Annotated in this window: 23 protein-coding genes; 8 read left to right on the top strand and 15 right to left on the bottom strand. The window is 64.7% G+C overall.

Going from position 1 to position 26,504, the window contains the following annotated elements; translation table 11 throughout:
* Positions 1–34 precede the first annotated feature (34 nt).
* Positions 35–994, bottom strand: a complete 960-nt coding sequence (locus LVJ94_14315) for a dihydrodipicolinate synthase family protein (protein ID WXB08407.1) — start codon at positions 992–994, stop codon at positions 35–37.
* A complete protein-coding gene (locus LVJ94_14310; protein ID WXB08406.1) occupies positions 984–2,429 on the bottom strand; it encodes a sialate:H+ symport family MFS transporter in 1,446 nt (481 codons plus the stop codon). Before LVJ94_14310 ends, LVJ94_14315 begins: the two co-directional genes overlap by 11 nt.
* Positions 2,430–2,523: 94 nt before the next feature.
* Here LVJ94_14310 and LVJ94_14305 point away from each other — a divergent pair, with 94 nt between their 5' ends.
* From LVJ94_14305 to LVJ94_14285, 5 genes are all read left to right on the top strand, one after another.
* A complete protein-coding gene (locus LVJ94_14305; protein WXB08405.1) occupies positions 2,524–3,219 on the top strand; it encodes a FadR family transcriptional regulator in 696 nt (231 codons plus the stop codon).
* Complete coding sequence (locus tag LVJ94_14300) at positions 3,219–4,634, top strand: hypothetical protein (GenBank protein ID WXB08404.1); 1,416 nt, start codon at positions 3,219–3,221, stop codon at positions 4,632–4,634. Before LVJ94_14305 ends, LVJ94_14300 begins: the two co-directional genes overlap by 1 nt.
* 20 nt (positions 4,635–4,654) lie before the next feature.
* Positions 4,655–5,827, top strand: a complete 1,173-nt coding sequence (locus LVJ94_14295) for a glycoside hydrolase (protein WXB08403.1) — start codon at positions 4,655–4,657, stop codon at positions 5,825–5,827.
* On the top strand, positions 5,824–7,050 hold the full coding sequence (locus tag LVJ94_14290; GenBank protein ID WXB08402.1) for a hypothetical protein: 1,227 nt from the start codon (positions 5,824–5,826) through the stop codon (positions 7,048–7,050). The genes LVJ94_14295 and LVJ94_14290 overlap by 4 nt, the downstream gene beginning before the upstream one ends.
* An 84-nt stretch (positions 7,051–7,134) precedes the next feature.
* Positions 7,135–9,903: a DUF4982 domain-containing protein gene (locus LVJ94_14285; GenBank protein ID WXB08401.1), complete on the top strand. Its 2,769-nt coding sequence runs from the start codon at positions 7,135–7,137 to the stop codon at positions 9,901–9,903.
* A 153-nt stretch (positions 9,904–10,056) separates the two neighbouring features.
* Here the strand turns inward: LVJ94_14285 and LVJ94_14280 are convergent, their stop codons facing one another.
* From LVJ94_14280 to LVJ94_14255, 6 genes are all read right to left on the bottom strand, one after another.
* Complete coding sequence (locus tag LVJ94_14280) at positions 10,057–11,388, bottom strand: aminotransferase class III-fold pyridoxal phosphate-dependent enzyme (GenBank protein WXB08400.1); 1,332 nt, start codon at positions 11,386–11,388, stop codon at positions 10,057–10,059.
* Complete coding sequence (locus LVJ94_14275) at positions 11,385–12,170, bottom strand: acylneuraminate cytidylyltransferase family protein (GenBank protein ID WXB08399.1); 786 nt, start codon at positions 12,168–12,170, stop codon at positions 11,385–11,387. Before LVJ94_14275 ends, LVJ94_14280 begins: the two co-directional genes overlap by 4 nt.
* A gap of 8 nt (positions 12,171–12,178) precedes the next feature.
* A complete protein-coding gene (locus tag LVJ94_14270) occupies positions 12,179–12,934 on the bottom strand; it encodes an imidazole glycerol phosphate synthase cyclase subunit (GenBank protein WXB08398.1) in 756 nt (251 codons plus the stop codon).
* Positions 12,928–13,569, bottom strand: coding sequence for an imidazole glycerol phosphate synthase subunit HisH (hisH, locus tag LVJ94_14265; protein WXB08397.1), 642 nt, complete (start codon positions 13,567–13,569; stop codon positions 12,928–12,930). Before hisH ends, LVJ94_14270 begins: the two co-directional genes overlap by 7 nt.
* Entirely contained in the window at positions 13,566–14,762 is a 1,197-nt protein-coding gene (locus LVJ94_14260) for an N-acetyl sugar amidotransferase (protein WXB08396.1), read from the bottom strand. The genes hisH and LVJ94_14260 overlap by 4 nt, the downstream gene beginning before the upstream one ends.
* 656 nt (positions 14,763–15,418) lie before the next feature.
* On the bottom strand, positions 15,419–16,084 hold the full coding sequence (locus LVJ94_14255) for a hypothetical protein (protein WXB08395.1): 666 nt from the start codon (positions 16,082–16,084) through the stop codon (positions 15,419–15,421).
* A gap of 74 nt (positions 16,085–16,158) precedes the next feature.
* On the opposite strand from LVJ94_14255, the gene LVJ94_14250 reads away from it, so the two are divergent.
* Together LVJ94_14250 and LVJ94_14245 are read left to right on the top strand one after the other, a co-directional pair.
* Positions 16,159–17,154 carry a Gfo/Idh/MocA family oxidoreductase gene (locus LVJ94_14250; protein ID WXB08394.1) on the top strand — a complete coding sequence of 332 codons (996 nt, stop codon included), beginning with the start codon at positions 16,159–16,161 and terminating at the stop codon, positions 17,152–17,154.
* Positions 17,151–17,891 (top strand): acylneuraminate cytidylyltransferase family protein, encoded by a 741-nt coding sequence (locus LVJ94_14245; GenBank protein WXB08393.1) that lies wholly within the window; start codon positions 17,151–17,153, stop codon positions 17,889–17,891. The genes LVJ94_14250 and LVJ94_14245 overlap by 4 nt, the downstream gene beginning before the upstream one ends.
* Here the strand turns inward: LVJ94_14245 and LVJ94_14240 are convergent.
* From LVJ94_14240 to neuC, 5 genes are read right to left on the bottom strand one after another with little or no spacing between them, the layout of a single operon-like run.
* Positions 17,884–19,038: an aminotransferase class I/II-fold pyridoxal phosphate-dependent enzyme gene (locus LVJ94_14240; GenBank protein ID WXB08392.1), complete on the bottom strand. Its 1,155-nt coding sequence runs from the start codon at positions 19,036–19,038 to the stop codon at positions 17,884–17,886. The two genes, LVJ94_14245 and LVJ94_14240, sit on opposite strands and share 8 nt — an antisense overlap.
* Positions 19,022–20,026, bottom strand: a complete 1,005-nt coding sequence (locus tag LVJ94_14235; protein WXB08391.1) for a GDP-mannose 4,6-dehydratase — start codon at positions 20,024–20,026, stop codon at positions 19,022–19,024. The genes LVJ94_14240 and LVJ94_14235 overlap by 17 nt, the downstream gene beginning before the upstream one ends.
* Complete coding sequence (locus LVJ94_14230) at positions 20,019–21,065, bottom strand: nucleotidyltransferase family protein (GenBank protein WXB08390.1); 1,047 nt, start codon at positions 21,063–21,065, stop codon at positions 20,019–20,021. Before LVJ94_14230 ends, LVJ94_14235 begins: the two co-directional genes overlap by 8 nt.
* A gap of 4 nt (positions 21,066–21,069) precedes the next feature.
* Positions 21,070–21,699: a NeuD/PglB/VioB family sugar acetyltransferase gene (locus tag LVJ94_14225; GenBank protein ID WXB08389.1), complete on the bottom strand. Its 630-nt coding sequence runs from the start codon at positions 21,697–21,699 to the stop codon at positions 21,070–21,072.
* Positions 21,689–22,864 (bottom strand): UDP-N-acetylglucosamine 2-epimerase, encoded by a 1,176-nt coding sequence (neuC, locus tag LVJ94_14220; GenBank protein ID WXB08388.1) that lies wholly within the window; start codon positions 22,862–22,864, stop codon positions 21,689–21,691. The genes LVJ94_14225 and neuC overlap by 11 nt, the downstream gene beginning before the upstream one ends.
* Before the next feature lie 57 nt (positions 22,865–22,921).
* Here neuC and LVJ94_14215 point away from each other — a divergent pair, with 57 nt between their 5' ends.
* A complete protein-coding gene (locus LVJ94_14215) occupies positions 22,922–23,728 on the top strand; it encodes an SDR family oxidoreductase (GenBank protein WXB08387.1) in 807 nt (268 codons plus the stop codon).
* Between the two features lie 7 nt (positions 23,729–23,735).
* On the opposite strand, the gene neuB is transcribed toward LVJ94_14215, so the two are convergent.
* Positions 23,736–24,824, bottom strand: coding sequence for an N-acetylneuraminate synthase (gene neuB / locus LVJ94_14210; GenBank protein ID WXB08386.1), 1,089 nt, complete (start codon positions 24,822–24,824; stop codon positions 23,736–23,738).
* Between the two features lie 91 nt (positions 24,825–24,915).
* Positions 24,916–26,388: an undecaprenyl/decaprenyl-phosphate alpha-N-acetylglucosaminyl 1-phosphate transferase gene (locus LVJ94_14205; GenBank protein WXB08385.1), complete on the bottom strand. Its 1,473-nt coding sequence runs from the start codon at positions 26,386–26,388 to the stop codon at positions 24,916–24,918.
* Between the last annotated feature and the right edge of the window lie 116 nt (positions 26,389–26,504).

Below are 26,504 nucleotides of genomic sequence, written 5' to 3'. Positions count from 1 at the left end.
AGGACGCCTATCTTAGCGGAAAGGGCGGACCGCGCTATGCGACTTCGACCTGAAGCGGGATATCGGGCGCGAGGCCGGTCTCGTGCAAAATAGTAGCAACCTCCGCGAGCTCGCGGTCGACGAGGCTCGAAAGGGGCACGTTGGTCACGCCGTTCGAGATGATGCCGCGCAGAACGAGCGCCGCCTTGAAGGCACCGAGCGCTCCCGCCGTGAAGCCAATGCGCCCGAGATCGGCCACGGAGATGATCTCGAAGAGCTTCGCCAGGCGATCTTGCTCCGCGCGCGCCTTCGCGCGATCGCCATGGCTGGCGGCTTGGAACAAGCGCACGTACCCATCCGGGTCGACGTTGGCCAGCCCCGGAACGAGGCCGTGTGCACCGAGCTCGATGGCGACATCGGCCAGCAACTCGGAGCCGGAGAGCACGGGAAAGCCGTTCAGGCGACGGGTGCGGCGCAAGATCTCGCGGAAGGTCACCAAGTCGCCGCTGGAGTCTTTGAGGCCGACCACCAGCTTCGAGGCGGCGAGCTCCTCGACGATGTCCGGCGTGAGCCGGCTGCCGACGGCGCTGGGAATGTCGTACGCGACCACGGGGTGGCCCAGCGCCGCCTGCACCAAGCGAAAGTGCTCCACGATTTCGCGCGGATTCGGCCGCACGTAAAACGGTGCGGTCACCACCACGGCGTCCGCGCCCAGGGCTACCGCTTTGCGCGCATGCTCGATCACCCGGCGCGTGCCCGTATCGACGGCGCCCACCAGCACGGGCACGGCGCCCGCGACCATGCCGACGGCGGTCTTTACCAAGTTTCCGCGCTGCACACTGTCGAGCAAGGCGACCTCGCCGCTGGAGCCGCCAACGAAGATGCCGTGCACGCCGGCGTCCAATTGGAAACGGATCAGGCGCTCCAGCGAGCGCTTGTCCACGTCACCCTCGCCGTCGATGGGTGTCACCAGCGCGGGAATGACTCCACGCAGAGAACGAGAATCACATTGCACGAGTGGTATTCCTTTCTGTCGTCATGTCCGATGAAAGCTCGTCATCGGATTTGAAGGCCCGCCCGATACGGGCCGGTAGGTCGAAACCAATGATGGCCGCCACGACGAGGGTCAGCGTGCCCGCGAGGATCATCAACGCCGTGCCGAGGTTGCCCACGTGGCCCGCGATCGTCGTCCCCGCCAACGGCGCCACGGCGCCGCCCAACGCGCCAACATTGTAGGTGAAGCCGAGCCCCGCGGCGCGCAAGCGCGTTGGGAAATGATCGGCAATGTATTTGGGCAAAAGGCCGGAAATGCCCTGGCTGGTAAACTGCATGGCAAAGAGCAGAACCCAGAGCAGCGCCACGTTGCCCGCAGGCAGAGCAAAGGCGGGAAAGACGAATAGCAGCGAAAGAAATAGACCCACCACGTATGCGCGCCGCGTGCCCAGGGCATCACCCACGATGCCGGCGACGCACGAGCCCGCCGCATAACCGAGCCCCGCCCACGTCAGCGCGGTCGAGACCTGCACGGCGCTGTATCCAAGTTCGCTTTTGAGGTACGTCGGCAGCAGCGACTGAATGGGCCACGAATAGAGGAAGGCGCAAAATACGGTGGCCATGACCGCAAGCATCACCGGCAGCAGCCGACCGGCCACCTGTATGGCGAAAACGATGAACGCCATCAGCGCGGCCACCGCGAGCAGCCAGCCGTAGCCCGCCGTGTGTTGGCTGAAAATCAGCACCAAGGCCGTGGCGAGCCCGATGGCGAGGACCGCATTGGGCAGGCGCCGTGAGGGCGCAAACAGCATGGACGACGTGCTGACGTTGCGGCGATTGCCCACGTCGGACTGCCATTCCTCGGCCTCTGGCAGCGAGCGGCGCAAATACAAGGTAAGCGCGATGGGAATGAGTCCGATGTAAAATAGGCATCTCCAGCCCAAGTCGGGAACGATGACGCCATACGCGAGCGCCGCGACCACCGTGCCGATGGGAAAGGCGGAAAGCAGAAAGCCCGTGGCGCGATTGCGCATATGCACCGGCCAAGACTCCATCACATAGGTGGTGCTCGAGCCATATTCGCCAGCCATGCCCAAACCGACGATGGCGCGAAATGCAAATAGTGACCAATACCCCCAAGCAAAACCGCACAAGGCACTTCCAATTGAGAACGCGAAAATGGATAAGATCATGGCGGGCTTTCGCCCGAATCGATCGCCGATCGCTCCGAGCACTAGCCCGCCGAGCCACCGCGAAACGAACGCCGCCGATACCAAAGTTGCCGCGCGCGTTTTGCTCAACCCGAAGTCATTTGCAATTTCCGTCAGCACCAATGTGATGAGGATGAAGTCGAACCCGTCGAGCAGATAACCGAGCCAAGCGGCAAAGAATGCTTTGCGCTGGGAGGCCTCGAGCTCACGAAACGATGTGGGTTCACGGGGTACCGACTTGCTCATTCGCTTCCTTCCCGATCGCTTTTCTCGCCGGTCCCGGATGACATAGGACGTCCTATGTGATATGTCACATAAATAATACTGGAACGTCATCAAAATGCAACAAACACGGCCAGGCGCACGCGCCAACCAGCAAGCGCTGCAGGAATCCATCAAAAAGCTCATCGTCGAACGAAAGCTCGAGCCTGGCTCTCCCCTGCCCACGGAATTCGAGTTGATGTCCGAGCTAGGGGTGAGTCGCCATCCGCTGCGCGAAGCCATGAAGGCGCTGGAGGCACTGGGCATCGTGGACATCCGGCATGGCTACGGCACCTATGTCGGCTCGGTGTCGTTGGCCGGGCTGGAAACGGGGCTCACCTTTCGAACCGCGCGCTCGCTCAAGAGCGATCTGTCGGACATTCGCGATCTTCTCGAGCTGCGCGAGGTGCTGGAGTCCGGCCTCGTGCAACGCGTGGTGGCCGCCTACGATCGGGCCGACTTCGTGGGCCTGGAAGAATGCGTCGCCGCCATGGAGGCGCGCGCCCACCGCGGTGAATATGCGCCGGACGCCGATTGGCGCTTTCACGAAACGCTGTATCGGCCTCTGGGCAACGAGCTCATTCTGGATCTGCTGCGCGTCTTCTGGCGCGTCTTCCATGCGCTGGAAGAGGAGCTCCCCGTCGCCGATTGGTCGCCGGAGATGGTGGCACGCTGGCACCGCACCATCCTGACCGCGTTGCGCCATCGAGACGAGGCCGGGCTCCGCGCGGCCATCGACGAGCATTTTCGCGGCATCCGCGTACGGGTCGGTTGATGCGCGCAGGGTTGTTCTCGCGCACGGCCGCCGCCGCCGCCGCGATGTTCTTCGCCCCGGAAGCGGCCGCGCAATCACCAACCCCCGCGCCCAACGGCAATGGCAAACGCCGGGGCTTCGCCGCGAGCCCGGAATTTGCGCGCGCGCCATACACGATCAGCATTGGTGAAAAAGACTCGGCGTGGAGGATTGGCATTTACGGCTTCATCGAGTTCAACGTCATGAACGACTCGACCCGAAGCTATGCCGACTCCGCCGGGTCCGCGGTTCTCCAGCGCGACGACGCCCTCGGCGGCCAAAAGGGGCGCACGCACTTCACCGCGCGCAACAGCCGCCTCGGGTTCAAAATGGAGGCGCCGCGCTACATGGGCATCAAGCCGGGAGCCGTCCTCGAGGGTGACTTTTTCGGCAACCAGCCGCAAAACGTGAGCGAGGCCGCCCTGCTCATCAGCGGCGGATTCCGTCTCCGCCACGCGTACCTGCGGCTGGAGACGGACTACGTCGATGTCATCGCGGGCGAGAGCTACGCGCTATTCGGGCAAAATCCGTACTTTTTTCCAGCGTCGGTGCAGTACCTGCCCTTCCCCAATCTGGTGCTGTTTCGCACCATGCAGGTGCGCCTGTCGCATCGGTTTCGCACCGATCCGCTGGACATCGACGTGGGCATCGCCGCGGTGCGACCGCAGCGTGACTCGGCCGTACCGGAGGGGCAGGCCGCGGTTCGTGTGAATTTCAACTATGCGAAGGCGGTGCATGCGCCCGGCTCGGGCGGGCCGGTGGTCGATCCCATGGCCATCGGGATCTCGGGGCTCGTGCGCTCGCTGCGTGTGGACGAATTTTCGGCGACGCCACAGCGCACGAACTCGGCCACCAGCTGGGGCCTCACCTTCAATGCGATGATCCCGCTCATCCCGGCGAAGGGTGACGATCAAAAGGGCAATGGCCTCACGCTCACCGGGGCATTCACCCTTGGGACCGCGATTGGCGATCAGCTGCAAACGGCGGCCGGGGTGACCTTTCCGCAGCTCCCCAACCCGGGCAACCAGAGTCCTGCGCCAACGTACACGCCGGACATCGACAACGGGCTGGTGGTCTACGATCCCGACGGGCAGCTGCGCACCATCCATTGGCGCACGTTCGTGGTGGGGCTGCAGTATTACCTGCCCCCCGCGGGACGCATTTCGATCGCGACGAATTACAGCCACGGGATATCCGTGAACATGCCGCGCCTCATCGCGCCGGCGGCGGCCAAGCAAGTGTACAAGCAGTCCCGCTATTTCGATGCGAATGTCTTTTTCGATATTACCCCGGCGGTTCGCACCGGGCTCTCGTATCAATTGACGACGCAAAAGTTCGTCGACGATGCGACGGCGCGCAATCATCGGTGGATGCTCGGCGTCTATTACTTCTTTTGATTCCCTGACAGGAGGAAAGCATGTTGCCCCCGCGCGCAATTCTGCTCGCACTCATGTGTGCCATTTCACCGGTCACGGCCACCACGGCATCCCCGGCGGCTGCGGGCAGCTGTACGTCCTCGGTGCCGTTCACCTCGGGCACGGAGGGGTATCACACCTTTCGCATCCCGGCCGTGGTGCGGACGCGGTTTGGTTCCGTGCTGGCCTTCGCGGAGGCGCGGCGCGATTCGGCAGGAGATAGCGGCGCCATTGCCGTGGTTTCGAAGACCTCGCACGACGGCGGATGCTCCTGGGGACCGCTGAGCGTCGTGTCCAGCAATGGCGACGCGACCGCAGGCAACCCGAGCCCGGCGGTCGCCTGGAATGGCGATATCGTGCTCTTGACCACGCGCAACGGCAGGGTCACCGAGAAGCAAATCATGTCCGGTGCCGCCTCGGCCGCGGACACGCGCCGCGTGTTCGTGCAGCGCAGCACCGACGGCGGACGCTCGTGGTCGCCCGCCCGCGACATCACGGCGGACACCAAAGCCGCGAATTGGCGTTGGTACGCCACCGGGCCCGGACACGCCATCGTGCTGCAGCATGGCGTCCATGCAGGCCGCATCGTGGTGCCGTCGAACCATTCGAGCGCTCCGCCCGAAGGATCACCCGACGTGGGCACGGAGGCAAAGTACTACGGTGGGCATGCCATCATCAGCGATGATGGGGGGCGGACCTGGCGTATCGGTTTCACCGATGGCCCGGTCGATGGCATCATCGCCCCCAACGAGAGCACGGTCGCGGAGTTGTCCAACGGCGTTCTGTACTTCAACAGCCGCAATCAGGGCAGCGCCCCGCAGCATCGGGTCGATGCGTACAGCTCCGATGGCGGCGAATCGCTGGATGCGCCGTACGCCGTGCAGGATACCTTGGTCACGCCCAAGGTGGAGGGCAGCGTGCTTCCGGCTCGCGGAGCGCTTTTCTATTCCGGTCCGTCGCAGGCGAATACCCGTGCGGCCATGCGCATTCGCGTGAGCCACGATGACGGCGCGACCTGGGCCGACGGCTATTCCGTCTCGACGCTACCCGCGGCGTATTCCGATCTGGTGCAGCTCGATCCGGCGACCCTCGGGCTCCTGTACGAGACGGGTTCGACGGGTCCCTACGAGACCATGGTCTTTCAGCGCATTCCGTTGCGCGAGGTGGGGCCGTGACCGCCATCGGCCGGCGGGGTGTGCTGGGGCTGTTCGGACTTTCGGCCGCCGCGACGATGACCGGTGCGACGGGTTGCGAAGATGACGTCGACGGAGACGGGCTAACGTGGCGAGAGCTGCCACCGTTGCCGCCGAATCGCGTCGATTGGTCGCCGCACATTCCCGTCGCGCAGCCGTATTGGCGGCAGCTCGGGCTGGCAGGGTTGCTCGCCGGCACGCACGGCGATTACCTGCTCGCGGCCGGTGGTGCCAATTTTCCCGAGCCGGGCAAGACGAGCAACCGCGACACCGTGCTGGGCAAAGTCTATTGGGACGAGGTCTTCGTGTTGCCGCGCACCGGCGACGGCCAATATGCGTGGCTCGACACGACCTGCCGCTTGCCCATGAGCATCGCCTACGCGGCCACGCTGAGCACACCGCGCGGTGTGCTGGTCGTCGGCGGGGAAGGCTTTCGCGGCGGGCCCAATGGGACCAAAAAGGCGACGATCGAGTCGTTCCCGCATGTCTTTTTCATGCGCTTCGAGCCGGCGCGCGGGGACCTCGTCACCGAGGCGCTCCCCGATCTTCCGCGGGGCGTGTCCTACGCCGTCGCCGGGATCGTCGCCGACACGGTGTACGTGGCCGAGGGTGGAGACTTCTGGTCGCTCGATCTGGCGAATCCGTCGTCCGGTTGGCAAACCTTGCCACGGTGGCCGGGCGATCCGCGCAGCGTGGCCGTCGGCGTCGCGCTGGGCGGCCGCTTCTTTCTCCTGAGCGGTCGCGGAACGTCGAGCGGGGCCTGGCAATTCTACCGCGATGTTCATGCCTACGATCCGCGCCAAGGCACATGGTCGCGTGAAACGGATTTACCGTGGTGCATCACCGCGGGCCTCGCGTTTGCCACCGGTCAGGGCCACATCCTCGTGATGGGTGGCGACAAAGACATCGATCGATGGAATCGAATTCAGGAGCAAACGGCGCTCATGAATCAATATCCGCCAGGCTCTCCGGAGCGGGCCGCGCACAACGACGTCATCACCTGGATTTACGATCATCACACGGGCGACAACGTCGAAATCCTTCGCTATGACCTATCGTCGCACACGTGGCGAGAGATCGGCCATTTCCCAGGGCCGCCGCCGGTGACGACACCGGCCGTGCATTGGGGAAATGATATGGTGATCGTGAGTGGCGAAGTCCGTCCCGGCGTGCGCACCCCGCGCGTATGGATGGGGAGGGTTTAGGGGTTAGGGTTTAGGGGTTAGGGAAGAGAGTTCTTTCTGATCCCTAAACCCTAAACCCTAAACCCTAAACCCTAGGAGACCCCAATGAAACGACTCGTGACGGTGGCGAGCGCCGCGGTGTTGGCGGCGTGCGCGGGACACGATGAAGTATCCCCTTATGGCGAGACGGAATCGTCGCTCGGACGTTCGCCGCGGCAGACATTGAATTTCAACACGGAGTGGCTCTTTGCCGGCGACGTCCCAAGTGGAAATGGCCAGGTCGTTTCGGCCGAGGAATCGAGTGAATCGTTCTTCGTGCCGGTTACCCTGCCCTATTTTCGGATTCACCCCCACAAGGGCTTCAAGAAGATCGATTACGAGGTCCCCGTCTCCTGGTACCGCCGGCACTTCGTGCTGCCGAACGACTACGCGGGGAAGCGAATCTCCGTCGAGTTTCAAGGCGTGGCCAAGGTTGCCGACGTGTACGTCAATGGAACCTGGGTCGGGCAGCACCAAGGTGCGTACACGTCGTTCACCTTCGACGTGACGGATTTCGTGCGCCTCGGCGGTGCCGACAACGTCATTGCCGTCAAAGTCGATTCGACGGAACGCCGCGACCTACCCCCCGAAGGCGGCAAGATCGATTACTACGTCTGGGGCGGCATCGTTCGCGACGTCAACCTCATCGTCACCAACCCGCTTCACGCGGATACGCCGTTCGTGAGCACCACGTCCATCGAATCGGACAAGGCGACACTCCGCGCGAAAACCACGGTTCGCAACGATGGGGATGCGGCCAAGCCGGCCACGGTGAGCACGACCCTCGTCGATGCGCGCGGAAAGGTCGTGGCCACGGGGTCGGCGACCCAAACCGTGGAAGCGCATGCCGCGGCCGAGATCAGCTACGACATCGTGGTGCCGTCGCCCCAACTCTGGCATCCCGATTCGCCGTATCTGTATACTGCACGCAACGAAGTTCGAAGCGATGGCCGTGCGACCGACGAACGCTCCGTTCGCGTGGGCATTCGGTCGGCGCGCTTCGACAAGACGGACGGCAAGTTCTACATCAATGGCCAATGGCTCAAGCTGCGCGGGTTGAATCGGCACGAGCAGTATCCCTACGTCGGCCGCGCCGCGCCCAACCGGCTGCAAGTCAAAGATGCCGACATTCTCAAGTACGAATTCGGCCTGAATATCATGCGCACGTCGCACTATCCGCAAGACCCGGAGTTCCTGGACCGGGCCGACGAGATCGGCCTGCTCGTCTTGGAAGAGATCCCCGGGTGGGAATACATCGGCGATCAGGCATGGAAGGACGTATCGGTCCACAACGTGGAGGAGATGATCCTGCGCGATCGGCACCACCCCGCCATCATCAGCTGGGGCGTGCGCATCAACGAATCGAAGGACGATCACGACTTCTACACGGCGACCAATACGCGCGCGCGCCAGCTCGATCCCTCGCGCCCCACGTCGGGCATTCGCGCCGCGAACAACAGCCATAGCGAGTTTCTCGAGGATGTCTTCACGTACAACGACTTTTCCAGCACCGCGCTGGACCCCGTGGTTCTTCCCTGGCTCATCACGGAATCCGTGGGGCACACGCGGCCGCATCGGGCGTGGGATCCCGAGGCCACGTTGATTCGGACGATGGAGACGCACCTGGAGGTGCAGAGCAAGGCCGGCGAGAAGACGAACATTTCCGGGGCGCTGGGCTGGTGCGCGTTCGACTACAATACGACGTTCGATAGCAAATCCTGCCGCGACCAAACCTGTTACCACGGCGTCTCGGACATCTTCCGGATGCCCAAGTTCTCGGCCTCGGTCTTCTCCTCGCAGCGCGATCCCGCGCGTTACGAGCCGTACGTGGCCATCGACCATTATTGGGCCCCCACCTCGGCCAACAAGGTTTACGTGGCGGGCAACTGCGAACAGGTGGAGCTCTTCGCCAACGGCGCGTCGAAGGGGAAAATCACCCCGAACGCCTACACTGGATTGCCGCACCCGTTCTTCCAGTTCGACGAGGTGGCCTTCGCGCCCGGGAACCTGCGGGCCGATTGCTGGATCGGCGGGCGCGTGGCGGAGACGGCGACGCAATACACGCCAGGGGTGGCGACGAAGCTCGAATTGAACATCGATGATCGCACCATCGCCGCCGATGGCGCGGACATGACGCGGGTCACGGTGAAGGCGCTCGACGGCCATGACCAGGCGGTGCCCGACAACGCGGCCAACGTCAGCTTCGCGGTCAGCGGTCCCGGGGCGCTGGTGGGCGAGAGCCCGCTCGCATTGGAGGCAGGCCGCGGTGCGGTTTACCTCAAGTCGGCCTTGGGGCGCTCGGGGATCATCACGCTCACGGCCAGCGCGCCCGGGCTACCGAGCAAGCGCATCAGCGTGACCTCCCTGCCCTTCCAAGGCAGCACGGTTCCCGGAGGCGCCGAATACCGATTTGGGTTCGTGAACGACGTCAACAACTCGATCCGCGGCGGCGGTGTGAACCAATTCCATTACGTGGGCGCCGGCTGGAAACACGGCCCCTGCGACGGCGGCTGCTTCAGCGGGGACAACTCGTGGAGCAACGGCGCCAGCGACACGGCGAGCCTATCGTTCATCGGCCAGCGCGTGGTTCTTTATGGCGTGTACGACTCGACCCACGGCACCGCGGGAATCTCCATCGACGGCGGTCCCGAGGCGAGCGTGAGCTTGAAGGGCGCCCGCCGCGGCAACGTGGCCATCTGGAGCAGCCCCGTCCTGGCCGAAGGCAATCACGTCGTGCGCGTGCGGGTACAGGGCGATGGGCTGGTGGCCATCGATCGCGCGATGATCGTCACGGGAAGCGCAGCTCTTCTCGTGCCGCCTGTCTCGACGCTGTAGACGGCTCCCAGAAGAGAGAAATTCACAGGAAGACGGGAAGGTTTTTGAGTTTCCATTTCGCCCACTGAGCGAACTGAAAACCCAAAAAAGCGTTGCGTGCCGGCAGTCCTTCCCGCCTTCCCGCCTTCCTGTGAATTCTCTCTTCTGCGAAGATCACGCCAAGCGTTGGAAACCGGAGTGCTTCACGGGACCGCGCAGGAGCTTTTCCACCGAGCCCTCTTTGAGGGCGCGCGCCACCACGTCGAAGGACGCCGTCACCGCAGCGAGGTACTTCTCCAAATGCGCCGGCTGGTGCGCGTACGACGCATAAAGCTGCGTCGAAGCGAGGAAGCCGCGGTCCAGCATCTCTTGAATGAACAAGGTGACCACGGCCATCTTGTGGTCGCACTTGATATCGAAATGCGAGAGGGGCTCGATGCCGTCGACGTGGATCGTCAGCCCCGTTTGCTCGGCGGCGCGCTTCCACCCGGCCTGGACGGTGCGCCCCACTTGAATGAGGTGCTCTGGCACGTTCTTGGCGAGGTGCTTGCGGATCGTGGCAATCGCCGCCACCGGGCCGACCCGTTCGGTCCAATACGTGCTGCTGATGAACGAGGATTGCGCGGCCTCCATGACCGCGCGCGTTCCGATGACCGCGGCCATTGCATAGCCGTTGCCCATGCCCTTGGCGAAGGCCGCCATATCCGGATTTACCCCGAATTTGCGGTGGATACCGCCCGTGAGGACGCGGAAGCCCGTGGTCACCTCGTCGAAAATGAGCACCGCGCCGAGGCGTGTCGCCGTCTCGCGGATCTCCTCGAGGAAACCGGGCGCTGGCCCTTCGGCGCGGCACGGCTCCATGACGATGGCCGCGAGCTCGTGGCCGTGGGTCTCCACCAGCCGGCGGAACTGCGCGATGTCGTTGTACATGAACGGGAACATCGTGTTCGCCAGCCCGCGCGGAACGCCCGCCGGTTCGAGCCCGCTCAGCAAGTGATTCCCCAATGCGTCGGTGGCGAGGTTCGCCGCGAGGTACCAATCTTGCCAACCGTGGTAGCCGCAGAAGGCCACCTTGTCGCGCCCCGTGGCTGCGCGCGCGATGCGCACGGCAATGGCCATCACCTCGCCACCACAGCGCGCAAACCGGGCCATGTCCGCCCACGGGTGCAGCTCGACGAGCAATTCGGCGAGCTCCACTTCCTCCGGCGCATTCAGGGTGCTCATCGTCCCGGATTGGATCGCGCCGAGCACCGCGTGGTCGACGTCTTCGTCGGCGAACCCGAGGACGCAGGCACCGACGCCGAAGTGCGAGGTGTCGAGGTAGCGACGCCCATCCAGATCCCACACCTCCGCGCCCTTGGCGCGCGAGTAGTACGCGGGCCATTGCTGGGGAAGGAACATCTCGGGGCGCTTGGAGAGCAGTTGCGTCCCACCCGGAATGAGCGTGCGCGCCTTGTCGTAGAGCCGCTGTCCGCGGCCCTTGTCACCTGCCGAATTCGAACTCACGAAGCCTCCTTGAGGGATGGAATCGCCACCGGCGCTGCCTTGGGGCCGCTGCCGAGGACGTAATCGCTCTTGTCGACGTAGCCTCGTTCGACGAGAAACTCGGCGTAGGCCAGATTGTGCATTTCGTCGATCTCGAGGGAGACGTTCTGCGGCATCACGAGGCCGTACGTATTCTCGTCGTGGTAGATGTTCCGGTGCGCGCGGAAATAGTCCCAGCCAAACAGGTAAAGCGCCCCATTCATCGTGTACTCGGCCGGTACCTCTTGCCGCCCGGGCGAGGAGCGAAACTCGCGCATCTTCCGGACGATGGTCGGAATGCGGCCCTCGGCGTCCAGCCCGCCCACAAAGACGGAACTCACCTCGACCTTTCGCATGCCGACGACGGCGTTGGCCCGAGTCCGCATCATGAGCTCTACGGCACGATCGTAGTCTTCGGCCCGTGCGAAGGGCGCGGAGGGCTCGAGCAGCATGATGGCGTCGAAATGGCCCTTCCCCTCCGTCTCATCGAAGTAATCCATGGCGTGCCAGATCACGTCGGCGCTGGACGCCGTGTCCGAGGCCAACTCCGCGGGACGCGTGAAGGGAACTTCCACCCCGAACCGACGAGCCTCGGTCTGAATCTCTTCGCTGTCCGTGGAAATGACGATGCGCTGGCAGTATTTCGAGCGCCGTGCGGCACCGGCCTTGTATCCAATGAGGGAAAGGCCAGAAAGTTCACGCAGATTCTTGCGCGGCACTCCTTTGGAGCCGCCGCGTGCGGTCATCAAAAAAAGTATATTCATGGACCCTCCTAGACCCTCTTGACTGGGAACCCCGCGTTCTTCAGGTAGGCTCTGGCCCGCGGTGGATTGTTGTCTCCAAAGTGAAATAGACTCGCGCAGGCCACGGCATGTGCACCTGCACGCAACCCTTCCTCGAGGTGGCGGAAGTTGCCCGCGCCCCCACAGACGATGACCGGCTTGTTCGTAGCCTCGACGGCGCAGGCCAGCATATCGAGGTCGTACCCTCCCATCATGCCGTCGCAATCGATGGAATTGATCAGGATTTCCCCCGCACCGCGTCGATCGAGGTTGCGCACGTGCTCCTGCAGGTCCAGCTCCGTGCGAACACGGCCGGAGCGCACGTACACCGCGTAGCGGCCATCCTCGCGGCGAACGTCGATGCCGGCGATCACGCATTGGCTGCCGAAGGTCTCGGCCACCTCGGAGACCACCTCGGGCGTCTCCACCGCGGCGGTGGTGATGACGACTTTGTCGGCACCGGCGGCGATGAGCGAACGCACGTCGGCCTTGGTGCGGATGCCGCCGCCCACGGCGAACGGCATGAACGCCTCCTCGGAGACGCGCGAGAGGATCTCCGTCAGGCGGGAGCGGCCGGTGACCGTGGCCTCGATGTCCAGAAAGAGAAGCTCGTCGGCCGCCTGCGCATTGTAGACGCGCGTGGCCATGACCGGATTGCCCGTATCACGGTAGTCGGTGAACTGCTTTCCCTTCACCACGCGATCGCCGCGCAGAAGCAGGACGGGGATGACGCGACGCTTTAGCATGTGCCATCCCACTCGGCGAAGCGCTCCAGAAACGCGAGCCCGCCCGCCTGGCTCTTTTCTGGATGGAACTGGCACCCTACGACGTTCTTGCGCGCCACCACCGTGGGGAACGACCTGCCATATTCCGAGAGGGCGACGACATCTTCCGCGTTCGCCGCATCGAAGTAGAACGAGTGCACGAAGTAGTAGTCGACGTTCTTCTTCCCCCAAGGGGAGGCTGACGCGCTTGGCACGTCGAACATCGCGTGCTTGCGCTGAATCGTCACGTCGTTCCAGCCCACGTGCGGGGTGGGGTGTTCGCGCGACGACTCGAGCGGGCGCACTTTGCCGGGGATGAGGCCCAAGCCGGCGTGCTCGCCGAACTCGAGCCCCACGTCGGCGAGGAGCTGCATGCCGACGCAGATCCCCAGAAGCGGTTTGCCAGCCGCCGCGTGCGCGCGCACCACGGCCTCGAAGCCGCGCGCACGCAGGTTCGCCGCGGCGGAGCCGAACGCACCGACCCCGGGCAGGATCAGTCGGTCGCACGCGGCGAGGGCCTCGGGATCGGTGAGAACGGCGACGTCGAGACCGACGTGATCCACGGCATTGCGCAATGACCGCAGATTCCCCACGCCATAATCGACGATGCCGATCATACGACCTTCAAGTAAACGCGTGAGTTGCTCGCGCCGGCGTCAGGAGCGGCTTCCTTGTACCAGAGGTCCTGATCCCACACGCGCGGTGCTTCATCGGTGCGGCCGTAATCGTGATGGTACGGCGACACCTCCGTCGCGCGGACGATGGTGTTGAACTCGCTCTCGGTCATGCCGAGGTATCCGAGCAGGACATCGAGCGAAGGCGGTCGCTTTCCTTCGTTCATCACGTAGGGCAGCGCCTGCTCCGGCGTCATGCGGCCATTTCGCACGTGGAAGGCGGTGATCTGCGTCGCCCGCGAGTACCCACGCTTCATGTACTTGATGTAATCGCGCGCCCCCTGCATGAAGCACTCGATCTTCTCGCCGTGGCCGTTGATCTCGAGCGGCACGCCTTCGAGCTCGTCGTTCTTCCAGCCGAGCTCCCGCATGATGATCTCGGAGTTCTTCGTGTAATCCCAGGGGATGAAGCTGCCGAGGCATACGCTGCAGTACTGAATGCGCTTCAATTCCTTGAGGGCGGGATACGTGTACGGGATGAAATCGCGCCGATCGACCGGATCTTCCGGCGAATCGATCATGCCATGCATATCCTCGGCCGTGATGCCGAGGTTGCGGCACATATTGAACTTCGTCTCGTCTTCGTATTCTATCTCATCGTTGAGATAGTCGTAATAATGCGATATCTCGGCCAGCGGCTCGCCCCAGAACAAAAGTGGCACATTGTAGCGAATAGCCACCTGCAGCGGATACGTGTAGATGCCCGAGTGGCAGTGCCAGCAAAAATCGGTCTTGCGCTTGAACGCCTCCAGCATGACGCGCTTGACCAGCTTCCAGTTGGGCGTGAACTCGAGGAAGTCCGCCCCGAGGAGCTTGAGGGTGCGCTCCGCATTCTCGCGCACGGTGGGACGCATGAAGCCGTGGTTGAAGCGTACGACCAGTGGCTTCAACTTGTATTCCTTCATGAGGTAATACAGCTGGAACGTGCTGTCTTTGCCTCCGCTGAAGGGGACGATGCAGTCGTAATCCGATTTGCCTCGATATTTCTCCACCAGAGCGTCCAACAGCTCCTTGCGTGCCCCCCAATCGATGACTTTCTTGTGCTCGGTCGACTTGCAAATGTTGCAGATGCCCTCGTTGTCGAACTCGATGGTTTCGTACGTCTCTGGAAGATGGCATCGCTTACAACGTCTCATTTGGAACATGCTCCCACGTCGAGAAGTAGGTGTTCAGCTGCCGTGACATGCGATCGTGCGCGGGTACGTTGGCGCCGAGTCCGTCCAAGCAATCACTCCGATGCGCCTGATCTCTAATTTGATCATGCGCATATCGGTCTTCTTCAGCTGGATTGCCTCGACGAGGTCTACCCGGTGTTGCACCGCGGCATCATGATGCCCGATGGATCGGCTGTATTCGGCTCGTGAGCGACGAGAAACGATGTTCGAATTTCGATGGGTGCCATGGTGCTGAAGAAAGGCGTGCCGAACGATTCCGTACTGTTCGGACGCACCCCTCACCTCACCACCCGGACCACGAAACGCAACGCATTGCGCGTTCTCTTGCATCAAGTTAAGCACCCCCTCCCCGAACCGTAATGCAGCCCCACCCGCGAAACGCGCGAAGGAGCGTACCAGGCACAGGACGACGGGAACAGTCATCTTCCGATGGAGAGACGCCCATCGAAGCGCTGTGGCGCACACAAAGTTAAGAAAACCAGGCTCGGTGAGCGATTACTGTCGCACTCCCGACCCGAGCCTGGTTTTTGTGTCTCGTAGCGACGGCGAGTTGCCGTCAAGGTGTACGCTTTAGGTCATGAGCTCAAGCTTTACGGCCTGTGTGGCTCAGTCATCCATCATCCGTCCAGGCCGAACAATGTCTGGAGCACGCTTCGCTTTGCGGGCTTCGTGACGATGTCCGGCGACCGACCAAAGACGATTGCATGGCCATCGATGTCCTGGTCGAGGATCTTCGTCCCGAGCGACAGCCAAGTATTCTTACCGATATGTGACTTGCCGACGATGGCCGTGTCCCCGTAAAGAACGACGCCTTCTTCGAAGGTAGGATAGACCCCCGCGAGGTTCCCGCCGACCGTGCATCGCTGATACACGAAAAGGTAGTTCGCATACTTGGCCCGCCCCAACACGGTCCCCACGGGGTGCTGCCAAACGAAGATGTCCGGCAATGCGACCTCGTAATAGACATCGAGTGCATGAAGGGCCTTGTTGAGCGCGTAGATCTTGGACGCCAGCGCGGGATCCCCCTGCATGCGGTGAATCGAGTTCGAAAGGAAGTAGAGGTACATCGCATACTGGTCGGTATTGAGATGATTGAAGCTCGGCTCTCCACCGACGGCGAAGTACTTGACCCGCGCATGGCGAAAGCAGTGCTCGAGCCGCTCGAGGGCGTGTTCGTGGTAGGGCCTCAGCGCGTCGCCCGTGACGGTGCCGTCCGGGAAAGTGTTGGAGACCTGACGCGCCACGTACTGAGCAAGAACCTCGCGCTCGAGCGATAGTTTCATCCGCCCAAATTTCCATGGGCTCGCTTGGCACGCAAGCTGCGGCATTCTTAACGGCATGCTAGGGTGCTGCAGCGATGTCGCTTGTCGTGCTCGTTGTCGGCACCGGATCGATCGGGATGCGGCACCTCCAGGTGCTTTCGGAGATCGAAGGGATCCAGCCTGTCGCAGTCCCTGCCCGCGCCGAACGAGTGGACGAGCTCTCGGCGCAGGGTTACAGGGCGCTTTCGCTGGAAGACGCTCTGGCGCTGCAGCCGACGGCGGCCATCGTGGCCACGGATACGGGGCGTCACGTTCACGATGCCGCGCGGCTGCTGCGGCATGGGTGCCACGTTCTCATCGAGAAGCCGCTCGCCCCCACGGCGACGGGCGTCGCGCGGCTTGCGGAGGTCGCCGCAGCGAACGAGCGCACCATTGCCGTAGGCTGCTACCTCCGCTTTCACCCGGGGCTTCGCCGATTCAAGGAGCTCCTGGGCGAGATTGGCGCGGTTCATCACGTGAGCGTGGCGTGCCAGTCGTACCTTCCCGAGTGGCGCTCGAACGTCGACCACCGTTACACGTACGCGGCCCGCGCCGACGAAGGGGGCGTGCTGCGCGATCTGGTGCACGAGATCGATTACGCGACGTGGCTCTTCGGGCGACCGCAGCGGGTCTCCGCCATGCTCACCGTCGGCGATTCTCTGGGGATCGCCAGCGATGCCGCGGCCGATCTGCTCTGGCGGGTGCCGAGCGGCGCCACGGTGGCCACGCGTCTCGACTACCTGACGCGCACGCGACGGCGCTTCATCGAGGCCTTTGGTCACGAGGGTGAGATCGCTTGGGACGCGGTCGAGAACACGGTGACGGTCAAGAGCAGCCGCGGAACGACGCAAGTCAACCACGTCGGCTGCGAACGAAACAGCATGATGCGGGAGCAGTTCCTCGCTCTGCTCGCCTGCGCCCGCGGAGAGACGTACGACCGCCGGCTGACGTCCTTCGACGAAGGCGCCTTCGCGATCGCGCTCTGCGACGCGGCGCGCGCATCGTCGGCCTCGGGCGCGATGGAAACGATTCGAGATTGGAGAAACGGATGAAGGTTCATCCCGTGCTGGGCGTCGTCCCGGCGCGCGGGGGCTCGAAAGGCCTGCCGCGAAAGAACATTCGCCCGCTGGCCGGGCTTCCGCTGCTCGCGCACACGCTTCGATGCGCGGAACTGGCGCCGATCGTCGAGCGCGTCGTCGTCTCGACGGACGACGCCGAGGTGGCGGCCATCGCCCGTGCCCACGGCGGTGACGTGCCTTTCATGCGCCCCACGGAGCTCGCGCAGGACGACTCGCCGATGATGCCCGTGCTCGCGCATGCGCTGCAGCAGGCCGAGGCCCAAGACGGGCGGCGCTACGAGAGCGTGTTGTTGCTCGACCCGACCAGCCCCGCACGTTTGCCCGAGGACATCACGCGGGCCGTGGAGATGCTCGCCGCGGCGGCGCCCGACATCGATGGCATCGTGGCGTGCTCGCGCCCCTCGTTCAATCCATTCTGGGTCGGCGTGACCGCGAAGGATGGCTGGATCGAGCGCGCCTTCGATGCGAGCAAGGTTTACGCGCGCCGGCAGGACGTGCCGACGTTTTATCGCGTCAACGGAGCGCTCTACCTATGGCGCCGCGATTTCGTCCTCGGCGCCGACGCCTCGTGGCTCACCTCGGGCAAGCACCTGCTGCTCGAGATCCCCGAGGCGCGCGCCTTCTCGCTCGATGACGAGCGCGAGTTCCGGCTGCTCGAACTTCAGATCGAGCATGGCCTGCTCGATCTTCCATGGCGGCGAGCTACGTAAGCTCCTTCTTCACCACCGCAATGACGCGCTCTCGATCCTCGTCCGACAGGCCGACGGAGCACGGTAGGCTCAGACTGGAAGCCGCCAACTCCTCGGCGATCGAGCCGTCGCTCAACCGCTTGGCCTTTGCGTACATGGGCATGGTGTGTAGCGGGCTCCAGATGGGGCGCGCTTCGACTCCGACCTCGGCCAGATTCGCCAGAATGCGATCGCGCGTGGAGCGGCCGCCCGAGCGCGCCGTGGCCGTGTAGAGCCAGAAGGACGGATGTGCCCATGGCGCGTGCACGGCGGGCGTCAGCACCGGATGGTCCTGGAGCACGGCATCGTAGCGCGCGGCGATGGCGCGCTTGCGGGCCAAAAAGTCGGGCATGCATTCCAACTGCGCGAGCCCGATGGCCGCGGCCACGTTGGTCATTCGATAATTGTATCCAACTTCGTCGTGGCGATATTCCGCTCCGGGGAGGCGCGCCTGCGTGGTCAAATGCTTGGCCCGCCGCGCGAGCTTCTCGTCGTTGGTGGTGATCATGCCGCCGCCACCACACGTGAGGATCTTGTTGCCATTGAAGGAGAAGCATCCCACGAGGCCAATGCTCCCCACCTGCTTGCCTTCGAAGCGCCCCGCGGTGTACGTCGCGCCCAAGGCCTCGGCCGCGTCCTCGACGATGGGGATGCCGTAGCGCTCGCACACCTCCACGATGGGATCGATGTTGGCGGGGTGCCCCAGGAGATGCACCACCTCGACCGCGCGCGGCATCTTCTCGCCGCTGCGCGCCCGTCGCTCGATTTCGGTCACGACGGCGGCAGGATCGAGGTTGAGCGTCTGTCGCTCGGAGTCCACGAACACGGGCTGCGCGCGCTCGTAGGCGATGGGGTTCGCCGAGGCGATGAACGTCAACGTCGGGACGAAGATCTCGTCCTCGGGCGTCACGTCGAGCAGGCGCAGGGCCACGTGGATGGCCGCCGTTCCCGTCGCACACGCCACCGCGTAGCGCGTGCCGACGAACTCGGCGAACGCGCGCTCGAAGCGCTCCACGAAGGGCCCCACGGACGAGACGAAGTTCGTCGCGACGCACTCCTCGAGGTAGTTGCGAACGTTGCCGACAAGGGACGGTTCCGAAAGCGCGATTCTCTTAAAGGTGGAGTTCATTGGGCTTGTACGATCCGAGATGTTGCCTCAAAAAGTCGCACGTGCGGCGCAAGCCCTCTTCCAGGGACGTGCGCGCGCTCCATCCCAGCCGCGCACCCGCGACGGCCGGATCGGACTGCAGGACGAGCACCTCGCTCGCATCGGGACGCAGGCGGCGTTCGTCGGTGACCACCTTGGCGTCGACGCCGGTCACGCGGCACGACATCGTGAACAGGTCCTCGATGGAGTGCGGTGTCCCGGTGCCCAGCTGAATGGTCTCGCCCTCGATGCCGGGCGTCACCGCCGCGCGCACGAAGCCATCCACGGTGTCGGCCACGAAGGTGAGATCGCGCCGCGTGTCGAGGCGCCCCAGCTTGATCTCCTTCTTGCCGGCGAGAAGCTGCGTCAATATCGCCGGGAGCACGGCGCGGGCCGATTGGCGCGGGCCGTACGTGTTGAACGGGCGCAGCACCACCACGGGCACGCCGAAGCTCTTTTGGTACGACAGCGCGAGTTGATCGGCCGCAACCTTGGAGGCTGCATACGGCGATTGCGCGTTGAGCGGATGCGTCTCGCGAATGGGAAGCTCTGCCGGCGTGCCGTACACCTCGCTGGTCGAGGTGTGCACCACACGGGAGATACCCCAGCGCCGCGCCGCCTCGAGCACGTTCAACGTGCCCACCACATTGGTCTCCACGACCGAGCGCGGCGCCACGTAGGAGTGCGGAATGGCAATGAGCGCCGCGAGATGGAAGACCGCCTTGGCATCGCGGCATGTCTCCGAAACCCACTCGGCATCGCGCACGTCGCCCAAGCGCACGTCGAGCGCCGCGCGAACGTCGGCCGGGATGGTGTCGAGCCATCCCCACGCGCCTTGCGAATTGTAATGCACGACGGCGCGGACCTTCGCGCCCTCGGCCACGAGGCGCTCGGTCAAATGGCTGCCGATGAACCCTGCGGAGCCGGTGACGACCACCGTGGCGCCGCGCAACGAGGTCACGTCACTCATGGGGTACGTCTCCCAGCGCCTGGCGCAGTTGATCGCGCTGCCCCACGTCGATCCAGTCCTCTTTGACTTCGTATGCGCGCACCGTCTCTCCTTGGGTGATGACTTGCTCGATGGCCTGCGTCAGCGGGTAATACTCTTTGGGGATCCGAGCGATGAGCTCGGGCGAGAACACGTAGATGCCGGCGTTGACCACGCGCGACAAGGTCGGCTTTTCCTCCAGGGCCACCACGCGATCGCCGTCCACCTCGATGCAACCGAAGGGGACGCGGTGGTAGTACTGGCGCACGCCGATGGTGGCGCGCGTGCCGTCGGACGCGTGCTGCTCGTGGAAGTCGATGATGCCGCCGAGGTCCGCCTCGGTGATCAAGTCGCCGTTCATGACCAGCACGGGATGCTTCGGCACCTCGGGCAGCAGCGCCAGGGCACCGCCGGTACCCAAGGGCTGATCTTCCTTCAAGTACTCGATGCGGCAGCCAAGTGCGCGGCCGTCGCCGAAGTGCCGCTCGACTTGCTCGCCGAGGTAATTGATGGCCAAAAAGATGCGCTCGATGCCAACGCCCACGAGATGAAGGACGATGCGCTCCAGGATGGGACGGCCGGCCACGCGGATCATCGGCTTGGGCACCGAGTGCGTGAGCGGCGCGAGGCGGGTACCGCGCCCGCCGGCCATGACCACGGCCCAATTGGGGCGGCGTTCGTGACGAACGATGTCCTGCAAGCGATGCAGGCCGACGAGACGCTGCTTGTCATCCAAAATGGGAACGCCGTGGATGCGGCGCGCCTCCATCAGCTCGAGCACCTGCACGCGGCTGGCATTCGCATCGACGGAGACGAAGTTGCGATTGATGTAAGGCCTCACGGGGCTTTCGAGCGACGCGCCGTCGAGAAGAGCGCGCCGCACGTCGCCGTCGGTGAGAAGGCCGATGACCCGCAGGCTCGCGTCGGTGACGAAGGCAATCTGCGCCGAGCTCCGATTGAGGCACACGAGCGCATCGCGCAGCTTCTGCCCTTCGTTCATCAGGCATCCATCGAGATCCATACGTTCACTTCCTCCACGGCCGCGCGGGAACCCCCACGACGGTGAGTCCGGTTTCGACATTTCCTACGACGACGGCGCCCATGCCCACGACGGCATCCGCGCCCACGGTCACGTGGTCGCGAATGCGGGCGCCGAGGCCCAAGGTGGCGCGGTCACCGATGAGTGCGCCTCCGCCGATGGCCACGGCGGGCCCAACATGCACCAGAGTGCCCACGCTCACATCGTGCTCCACGATGGCGCCCGTGTTGACGATGGCATGATCGCCAAGCTTTGCCCCGGTGTTGAGGATGGCTCCCGCCATGACCACGATTCCATGGCCTACTTGGACGCTCGGGGACACCCTGGCGTTCAAGTGGACTACATTGGCCCACCTTACGCCCGGGTGGCGCTCGGCGATGAGGCGGCGGCGTCGGGGGTCGCCCACCCCGAGCACGAAGAAGGCGCGCTCGCCGTATTTCTCAAGGACTTCATCGTCTTGGCCGAGCCATGACAAGCCCAGCCGTTCGTCGGTGGCGGGCACCGGCTGCCGATCCGAGTAACCCAGCTCCGTCCATTCGCCGGGACGGGAGCGCGCCGCGTCGATGACGACCCGCGCGTGCTCGCCTCCCCCGAGGACGATGAGCTCACGGGCCATTCTTGTTCCCAAGGTTGACGGGCTTCTTCCGCGCCGGACGCCCGAAGTGCGTGGCGGCTAGGATTTCCACGGCCTTCTTGCCGATGCTCCCCGGCGCCGTGGTCTCGGCGCCGGCCGTGCGCAGGCTGTCGCGAAAGCTCGAGCCCAGGGCCCGCCCGAGTGCGGCCACGATGGCGTCGGGATCCGTGGCGACGTCGATCACGTTGGCCTCGCGACGGCGTCCCTTTTGGCGATCGCCGACGTTGACGGCGGGGAGGAAGAGCGCGGGCGCCTCGATGAGCGCACTCGAGCTGTTGCCCAGGAGTGCATCGGCCAGGCGCAGAAGGCCCCAGTAATTGCGCTCACCCAGCGCCTCGGCGGCCACGCCGCGCACGCGCGAGATCACGCCCTGCATGTGCGCGCGCACTTGCTCGTTGCCCGGATCGGCGTTGGGCAAGGTGATGACGTAGGTCGCGGGTACGCGCTCCATCGCCGCGGCCACGGCGCGTGCGTCTTCGTCTTTCTGCGCGGCGAGGGTCGTCGGGTGCACGGTCACGAGCACCAACGGCGGCTCGAGCGCGATACCCAGCTTCGCCTCCAGCTCCGCGCGGGATGGGAGATCGGCGCGGCCCAAGTTGTCGAGCCCCGGTGCGCCGACGACGTGCACCGAGCCGGGATCTTCCCCCAGCGCGAGCACGCGATCGCGGTGCTCGGGGTGGCTCACCAGGTGCAGGTGCGCAAGCTTCGTCACCGCGTGACGAATGGCATCATCCATGGCGCCCTCGGTTTGCTCGCCGCCATGCAGGTGCACGATGGGGATGCCCACCAAGGTGGCCGCAAGCGCCGCCGACAAGGTTTCGAAGCGATCGCCCACCAGGACGAGGGCATCGACATCCAGCCGCGTCAAAGCCTCGCCCACGCGCGCCGTCGCATCACCGGCTTGCTCGAGCGCGGAGCGCGGCGTGCCCTGGGCGTCCTCGGTCCAGGGCAATTCGGCGGCGACCTCGAAGCCGTCCTCGCCGATGAGATCGACCACGCGACCAAATCGAGGCGAGCAGGCCATGCCTCCTGCCACGAGCACCAGGTCGAACGCAGGATGCTCCTTCAAGGCTGAACAAACGGTGCGAAGGATGCCCCAGTCCTGTCGTCCCGTCGTCAGAACGGCAATGCGCCGCCGCTCGATCATGGGGCTTCTTCTATCGCATGGTGCACATTCGTGCATCTTTGATTTACGCTGCGCGGCGTGAAACGCGTTGCCGACATGTTGCGCCTGGACGGGCGCGTCGCTTTGATCACGGGGGGAGCAGGTCACATTGGTCTCGCCTGCGCGGAAGCCCTCGCTGAAGCGGGCGCGCGCATCGCGTTGAGCGACCTGAACGAGGAGCGCACCGCCGAGCGTGCCGCGGAGCTCGGGCGCGTCTTCGGGGTGGAGGCGGCAGGCTTCGCCGTGGATCTGTCACGAAGCGAGGAAACCGCCACCTTGATCGATCGCGTGGTGCAACGCTTCGGGCGGCTCGATGTTCTGGTCAACAATGCGGCGTTCGTGGGCACGAGCACCATCGCCGGCTTCGCGGCGCCGTTCCAAGAGCAGAGCGTCGAGGCGTGGGATGCCGCGATGCGCGTGAATTTGACGGCACCATTCCAGCTGGCGCAGCGCGCGCAGGCGGCACTGTCCGCCCATGGGCACACGGGCGCGATCATCAACGTGGGCTCGATCTACGGCGTGGTGGCACCGCAATGGAGTCTCTACGAGGGAACGAAGATGGCGAACCCCGCCGCGTACAACGCGAGCAAGGGCGGCATTTTGCACCTGACGCGCTACTTGGCCTCGGTGATGGCCCCCCGCGTGCGCGTGAACTGCGTGAGCCCCGGCGGCGTGGCGCGCGGTCAGGATCCGCGCTTCGTGGAGCGCTACACCGAGCGCGCCCTGCTCGGGCGCATGAGCGTCGAGGAAGACTTGAAAGGCGCCTTCGCCTACCTCGCGAGCGACGCCTCCGCCTACGTCACCGGCCAGCACCTCCTCGTCGACGGCGGCTGGACGGCGGTGTGACGCGCGATTACTCCTTGATCAAGTCGTCCTCGGCGTAGTCGCGCGAGGCGGTTCGACCGAGCAGCGCGTCGTAGGAGCGCCCGCTCATGCCGGTGCCCGGTCGCTTCAAGGCGACGTTGGCCGCGGTGAATGCTTCGCCCTTGCGAATGGGCGTCGCCGCCACGAGCGAGCGACGCGCCGCCGCGCGCATGGCAACTTCCGCCGCGGTGGGCATCTTGCGCGCGCTGCCCAACGACAGTGCGACGTCGCGCAACATGGCCACGAACGACACGAGCTCCTCGGGCTCCAGCGAGGCCTTGTGGTCGGGGCCTTCCATGGTGCGATCCAAGGTGAAATGCTTCTCGATGACCGTCGCGCCCAAGGCCACGGCGGCCGCGGAGACGCCGACGCCCAACGTGTGATCCGAGTAGCCGACGCGCGTCTCGAACGCGTCGCGCATGGTCTGCATCGCCCGCAGGTTCACCGCCTCGGCCGGTGCAGGATACAGGCTCGTGCAGTGAAGCAACGTCACGCGCTCGGCCACGAGCACCTTGCCGCGATCCGACCAGAGCGACTCGGGCCCCTGCCCCAGGCCCGGCTTGCCGGGCCGTTCCTGACCGAGCCATGCTGCGGTGAGAATGCCGAGGGCCCCCTCGACTTCGGCCAAGGTGGCCATGCCGGTGGAGAGGATCACCGGAGTATTCTGCTGCGCGATGGCCCGCAGCAAGAGCGGGTTGTCGATCTCGCCGGAGGGCACTTTGAAGCGCTTCACACCGAGGCGGGTGAGCAGCCCGACGCTGTCGACGTCGAACGGCGTCGACATGAACTCGATGCGGCGCTCCTGGCAGCGCTCGACCACCTTGCGGTGCGCCTCTTCGTCGAGCTCCAGCGCACGCAGCATGTCGAGCTGCGAACCGGCCTTCCCCGTAGCCTTCTCTTGGTACTCCGCCTTGGCCGCACTGCGCGTGGCGAGCGACTCGGCGCGGAAGGTTTGAAACTTGATGGCGTCCGCCCCGGCACGAGCTGCGGTGTCCACGAGCTCGAGGGCCAAGTCGAGGCGTCCGTTGTGATTGACCCCTGCTTCCGCGATCACGAAAACGGCCGATGTCGTCGTCACCGATTCATCCTCTTCTCTCGGGGGCTTCTGGGGGGCGTGGGGCGGCGGAGCCCCCCACTACTTGCTCATCCTGGAGGCGGAGCCCCCCACATCATGAAACTGGCCGCAGGCGGCCTGATGCGCTCGCGGCGCGGGCGCGCACCACGCGCTGCAATCGGCTTTCTACGGCGTCGGCCACGAGTTGCAAGAGGATCTCCGCCTGCGGACCGACAACCCCGTCGGGGCTGTCCATCTGAAACTCGAGCTCGAGCGGGTTCGACGTGGCATCGACCAGCGCAAACTTGGCCGATACCGCCTCTTTCACCGCGCGGGCCGTCGACGTTTCCCAGCGAAAGCTGCCCATGCGCGCCCCGGAGGGAGCCTTCGCCTCGACGGCGAGAAGCCCGTGCTCCTCGGCGAAGCGCTCGAGCGTCTTGGGCAAATCGTCCAGATTCGCCACGGAGATCCGCGCGATCACGTCGGGAACGGCGCGGCGAAGTTTGTCGACCAGCGGATCCAGCCCTCGGTGCGAGGCGAACGTCATACTGAACGCCCCCACGAACCGGACCACACCGAAGATGAGCGTGGTGAGCACCACCAGCGCAACACCCACCTGCCAGGAACGGCCGAAGTGCAGGCCGAGGGCAATCACCGTGAAGGCCAGGCTGATCGCGTAGAGCACCAGCACGGCGCGCCGGTGGGTCAGCCCCAGGTCGAGCAGGCGATGGTGAATATGCCCGCGATCGGCCGCGAAGATCGAGCGGCGCATCAGGAACCTTCGCGCGATGGCGAAGAGCATGTCCATGATGGGCAGCCCCAACGCGACCAGGGGCGCAATGATGGCGATGAGCGTGGGCGTCTTCTGCGTGCCGGCGCCCAACAAGGCACTCGCGGCCAAGGCGAACCCCAGGAACATACTTCCCGAGTCGCCCATGAAGATCTTCGCGGGGTTGAAGTTGTAAAACAGGAAGCCCACGATGGCGCCGCCCAACGTGACCGAGAGCAGCGCAATCGATACGTTGTGGCCCATGAAGGCGACGACCGTGTTGGTCAGGCACGCGAAGAACGCCACGCCACCCGCGAGGCCATCGAGGCCGTCGATCAAGTTGAGCGCGTTCACGATGCCGCAGAACCAGAGCACCGTGACGGGCAGCGCCGCCCAGCCAAAGGTGATCGCCCCGATGAACGGAAGCGACACGCCGTCGATGCGAAGGCCGCTCGCATAAGCAAGCACGGCCGCGGTGACCTGCAGGGCGAGCTTCATCTTCGCGCCGACGCCAATGACGTCGTCGCACAGACCGAGCCCGGCCATGATGAGCGAGCCAACGACCAATCCGCCAACCACGCGCGGCTGCGAAAACAGAATGCGCGCGCTCTGGGTGTCGAGCGCGTAAAGGGCGACCAGGGGGACGAAAAAGCCCAGCACGATGGCCATGCCACCGAGCCTTGGCACGCGGCGCGTGTGCACCCGGCGGGCACTGGGATCGTCCACGGCGCCGACGGCAAGAGCCAGGCGCCTCACGATCGGCGTAAGCAGGGCGGCGACCACGGTCGCCAGGAAGAAAGCGATGATTGCGCTGAACATCCGTTTTTTCTCGCGGGAGACAGCGGTTAGGGTCGGGGGACCCTATCACACCGCGGGGAGTTCGTGGCGCAACACCGCGTAGAAATTCACGCGCCCATCGCACCTTTTTGGTGACG

It is taken from the genome of Sorangiineae bacterium MSr11367 (assembly GCA_037157805.1).
Lineage (GTDB): Bacteria > Myxococcota_A > Polyangia > Polyangiales > Polyangiaceae > Pendulispora > Pendulispora rubella.
Note: the sequence above shows the minus strand (reverse complement) of the source record. Positions and strands in the feature narration are given on the sequence as shown.